Below are 4,615 nucleotides of genomic sequence, written 5' to 3' on the forward strand. Positions count from 1 at the left end.
GCCAGGGTGGCCGGCTACTGCTCCCCTTCTTCGCCTGTGTATCGCCCTGTGAAGTTGTCTGGGACGGTGATTCCAGGGACACGGACCGCTGGGCACGCTGTCCAGATAGGTTTGAGGTGCATTATAACATCCGAGGGCCGCGTGTCAACGGGTCACCATGTTTGCGGTGCGCTGGCGGTTGCTTCCAACCGTACCGGGTTGTTGTCAACGTTATGCCCGTGCGGCCGCCGGTATGCCCGGTCAGGCTCCTCCCGGCCGCCGGACGCCGCCCGGAAAAACAGCAGGGGCTCCGGGCCGTCTGACCGGAGCCCCTGGCGTTTGAAAGGTGGTGGAGGTGGGCGGAGTTGCACCGCCGTCCGTAAGTCGGGCCACCACAGCCTCTACGAGCGTGTCTCCCGTTTGCCAGTGCTCGCCGCCGCCGGATCCCGGGAGCCGGACATGGCGGCCGCCATCTCCCTGCATTTCCCCCGGCCGCCCGGGAGCGAGGCAACCGGAGTATCCCGCTAGATTACGCCCGGCCCTGCAGCGGCGGGAACGCTGTCAGGCGGACGGGCCGCCTGTTAGATCAGGCAGCCAGTGCGTACTCAGGCTCGGCAGTTATTGACTGCCCTGCGGTTTTACGAGTCGCAGGCGCTCGGCTCGCAGCCGCGGCCACCCGCACCCACGTCGAACCTGACTCACCCCCACGAAAGCTGATGAACGGCCCAAAACCAGCTTAGCGGCAGCCGCCGTACCTGTCAACGGGAGCCGCGGGCCCGCTCCGCGAGCGCCTGCTGGATGCGGCGCTGCTCGTCGCGGCGGGCGATGGCCTCCCGCCGGTCGTACACCTTGCGGCCCCGGGCCAGCGCCAGCTCCACCTTGGCCAGGCCCCGGTCGTTGAAGTAAATGCGAAGCGGCACCAGCGTCAGCCCCTTTTCCGCCACCCGTCCGGCGAGCCGGGCAATCTCCCGGCGGTGCATCAGCAGCTTGCGCGGGCGCACCGGGTCGTGGTCGAAGGGGCTGCCGGCCTGATAGGCGCTGATGTGCGCGCCGACCAGGAAAAGCTCGCCGTTGGCGACGCGGGCATACGCATCCCGGAGCTGGGCGCGGCCAAGGCGCAGCGACTTCACCTCGCTGCCGCTCAAGACCAGGCCCGCCTCCATGGTCTCCAGGATCTCGTAGTCGTGGCGGGCCTTGCGGTTTTCGCAGACGGTACGCGCCTGGCCCATGGCGCTCTCATCATAACCTCGCCCCGCCACCGGGGCAACGCCGTTCCACCTTTTCCAGCCGCGACCGCGAGGCGCAAGCGTGGGGGCGTCGAACTTTCTGGTATACTGGGCGGCGGGCGTGGACGGGCCGCCCTTGATGCCATCTTACGCAGCGCGTGCCGATGACAGGTGCGGTTTGGGGGCGAACAGCGGGATGGTGCTCCGCACCGAAGGCCTCACCAAACGTTTCCCCGGCGGGGTGGTGGCGGTCGACCACCTCGATCTGCACGTGGCTCCGGGCGAGATTTACGGCTTTCTGGGGCCCAACGGGGCCGGTAAGACCACGACCATCATGATGGTGCTGGGGCTGACGCAGCCGAGCGAGGGCCGAGTCTGGCTGTTCGGTCAGGAGCTCGGGCGCAGCCGCTCCTTCGAGGTGCGCCGGCGCATCGGGGTGCTCTCGGAGTTTCACTACCTCTACGAGGAGATGACGGCCCAGGAGTACCTGGAGTTCTTCGGCAGGCTCTACCGGGTGCCCCTGGCACATGTCCGCATCGCCCAGCTCCTCGAACGCCTGGAGCTTGCGGACCGCCGCCGGGAGCTCGTTGGCGGCTACTCCAAGGGCATGAAGCAAAAGCTGAGCCTGGCCCGGGCGCTTTTGCACGACCCGGATCTGCTCATCCTGGACGAGCCTGTCTCGTCGCTCGACCCCTACGGCATCCGCCAGGTGCGGGACCTGCTCCTCGAGGAGAACCGCCGCGGCAAGACGCTCGTGATTTCCTCCCACATCCTCTCCGAGGTCGAACGCCTCTGCCGCCGGGTCGGGATCATCCACCGCGGGCGGCTTCTGGCCGAGGACACCATGGACGGCCTGCGAGCCCGCCTCTCCTCCGAGGTTGAACTCGAGGTGGAGCTGGAGCGCCTCGACGAGCCCATCGTGCGGGCTGTGCGCGCGGTGGAAGGGGTGCGGGCGGTGGACCCGACGGACTCCCGGCTGGTCATCCGCACCCGCGCCGGCGATGACCTGAGGGGCGCCATCTCCCGGGCCATCGCCGGTTCAGGAGGCGTGGTGCTGAGCATGCAGACCCGGCAGATGTCGTTGGAAGAAGCGTTCGTCACCATTACGGAAAACAACATCTCGCTCCTGGCCCGAGAGGGGATGGCGTCATGACGGGAGCGCCGATCACCCGTGGGCACGTCGCGCTGACCATCGCCGGGCGCGACCTGCGGTCGCACCTGTTCGGCTTCTCGCTTTACCTGGCCGTGTCGCTGGTGCTCCTGGGCGTCTCGCACTTCGCCATGCGAAACGCCCTGTGGCAGGTGGAGCAAAACGGCCTGATCGTGTTGGGCAGCCCCATCAGCTACCCGTTCTTCCTGGCCATGTGGCTGCTGACCATCTACCTCGGCCTGATGGCGGCGGTTGCCATCGCCCGCGAGCGGGACAGCGGCACGCTCGAAGTGCTGTTCTACGGGCCGGTGGACGGCCTCTCCTACCTGGCGGGGAAGTTCCTTCAGCCCGTGGCGTCGTTCGCCGTGGTGATGCTCTTCTATTTGCTGTACTTCGGCGTGACGGCCGCTTACACCAACCTGGGCTTCCCGGGGCAGGTGCTTCAGCTTCTCCTGCTCTCGTTGGCCCTGGCCGGGTGCGTGGTGGCGCTGGGGCTGGCGGTCTCGGCGCTGAGCCGCCGGGTCTTCATCTCCGTTCTCGTCTTTCTGGGGCTGATGCTCTTCTTCACGCTGTTCGACGTGGCGCACGCCGTGCTGATGGCCATCCCGGGCGAGCGGCTGACCGACCTTCTGGCATTCGCCCGGATGGTGGTGGACAGCACGCAGCAGGTGATGGCCTGGATCTCGCCGGTGGAGTACTACAGCCGGGGGAGCGCGGCGCTGCTGATGGGCGAGCGTTCGGCGTACCTGGTGGCCCTGGGCTCGTCGGTGCTGTACACGGCCGTTCTCATGGCGCTGGCGGCCTGGATATTCCAGCGCAAGGGGGTGCGGCGCTGATGAGGCGAAAGCGGCTTGGCCGGGGCAACCGGCTTGCGGCACTTGGCGTTCTGGCCGGGCTGGGCCTGGCGCTTGCGTGGGGGCCGGCGGCCGGGACGGCGTTCGCCGCGGAGCCGGTCAAGCAACGCCAGATCGTCTACGGCATCACGACGTGGACGGGCAAGGAGTTTGCAGGCACCTTCGCCCCGGCGAACGCGGACACCATCTACCTGACGGCGTCCACCCGGCACGTTCTCGACGTGCTGGAGACAGACGTCTACTACTGGCCCATCACGCAGGAGTACATGGCCGACTGGATGGGCTATCGCCGGGTCATCCCCGGACGCCTGGAGGTGCTGCGGGGCGACCAGGTGGTGGCGACGCTGGACCGGGCGCCGTACACGTTCGTCTACCCCGAGGGCTACATGGGCGGCGAGGTGCAGCTCGCGGTTGGCGAGGAGGCCCACGAGGCGTACCGCCGCTACCAGGACGCCATCAATGTCTATTACGACCAGGCGGAGGCCTACCGCCAGGCCGAAGAGGCCTGGCGGGACCGGATGGCGCGGATCCTGGAAGAGGTGCAGCGCACCGGCAAGCCCGCCGACCCCGAGAAACTGCCCAAGGCGCCCGAACCGCCCGAACCGCCCAGGCTCCTGGTGATGCAGCCGGCGGAGGGGTTCGTGGTGCAACTCCCGGCGGGCGAGTACACGCTGCGCCTGGTGGGGGAGGACGGCAAAGAGGTCGAGGCCGCCCGCAAGGAGCTGGAGGTCTTCGCACCGCGGCGCACCGGGGTCGGTTACCAGATCATCCCTGAGAGCAAGTGGACGATGCCCGTCGAGTCAGGCGACCCGGCCGAGGCGCTCTACGTGTCGAGCGAGACCACCTTCTACCTCAAGGCTTTTGCGGCCAGCGAACTGAACCGCTACGCTTACAGCCGCATGCTGGAGCTGGCCAAGCCCCTGGCCGGATCCGGCCAGCGAAGCGCCTGGCAGTGGGTGCTGGGCGAGGAACTCGGGGGCGTGACGCTCCAGGTGCTGCAGGGCGGGCAGGTGGTAGCCACCGCCGAACCTCGCCCTTACTACGTCGAACAGACGCCCGGATACGCGCTGGGCTACCGCATCGTGGACTTCGACCCGTCCAGGCCGGAGTTTCAGGGACGCCAGCCGTCGTTTGTGGCGTTCAAGGTCCAGCTGCAGCTCAGGGCCGGAGCGACTTACGAACTGCGGCTGGTGGACGCCGAGGGGAAGCCCGTGCCAAACAGCGCGCGAACCGTGCGGGCGGTGCGGGGCGACCCGGCGTGGCCGCTGTATGCGTGGCCGGGTGTACCGCTCGTGGCCGGGCTCGTGGTGGCCGGCTGGCGACGGCGGTTGAAGCCCCGGCGCCCGCCCGAGGCGTAGGAAGTCGCCCGGACGGCCACTGAATGGCCTGGATCAAGGAGGAATTTC

General features: G+C 68.2%; 4 protein-coding genes and 1 other RNA gene. 3 read left to right on the forward strand and 2 right to left on the reverse strand.

Annotated elements, in window-relative coordinates:
* Positions 1 to 326: 326 nt before the first annotated feature.
* Positions 327 to 685, reverse strand: a transfer-messenger RNA (tmRNA) gene (gene ssrA, locus AB1609_16080).
* Positions 686 to 737: 52 nt separating this feature from the next.
* Positions 738 to 1,208 (reverse strand): SsrA-binding protein SmpB, encoded by a 471-nt coding sequence (smpB, locus tag AB1609_16085; protein MEW6047969.1) that lies wholly within the window; start codon positions 1,206 to 1,208, stop codon positions 738 to 740.
* A 79-nt stretch (positions 1,209 to 1,287) separates the two neighbouring features.
* Between smpB and AB1609_16090 the strand changes: the two genes are divergently transcribed.
* From AB1609_16090 to AB1609_16100, 3 genes are read left to right on the forward strand one after another with little or no spacing between them, the layout of a single operon-like run.
* Entirely contained in the window at positions 1,288 to 2,358 is a 1,071-nt protein-coding gene (locus AB1609_16090; GenBank protein ID MEW6047970.1) for an ABC transporter ATP-binding protein, read from the forward strand.
* Complete coding sequence (locus AB1609_16095) at positions 2,355 to 3,191, forward strand: ABC transporter permease subunit (GenBank protein ID MEW6047971.1); 837 nt, start codon at positions 2,355 to 2,357, stop codon at positions 3,189 to 3,191. Before AB1609_16090 ends, AB1609_16095 begins: the two co-directional genes overlap by 4 nt.
* Positions 3,191 to 4,567, forward strand: a complete 1,377-nt coding sequence (locus tag AB1609_16100; protein MEW6047972.1) for a hypothetical protein — start codon at positions 3,191 to 3,193, stop codon at positions 4,565 to 4,567. Before AB1609_16095 ends, AB1609_16100 begins: the two co-directional genes overlap by 1 nt.
* Positions 4,568 to 4,615: the final 48 nt, after the last annotated feature.

This window comes from Bacillota bacterium, assembly GCA_040754675.1.
Lineage (GTDB): Bacteria > Bacillota > Limnochordia > Limnochordales > Geochordaceae > Geochorda.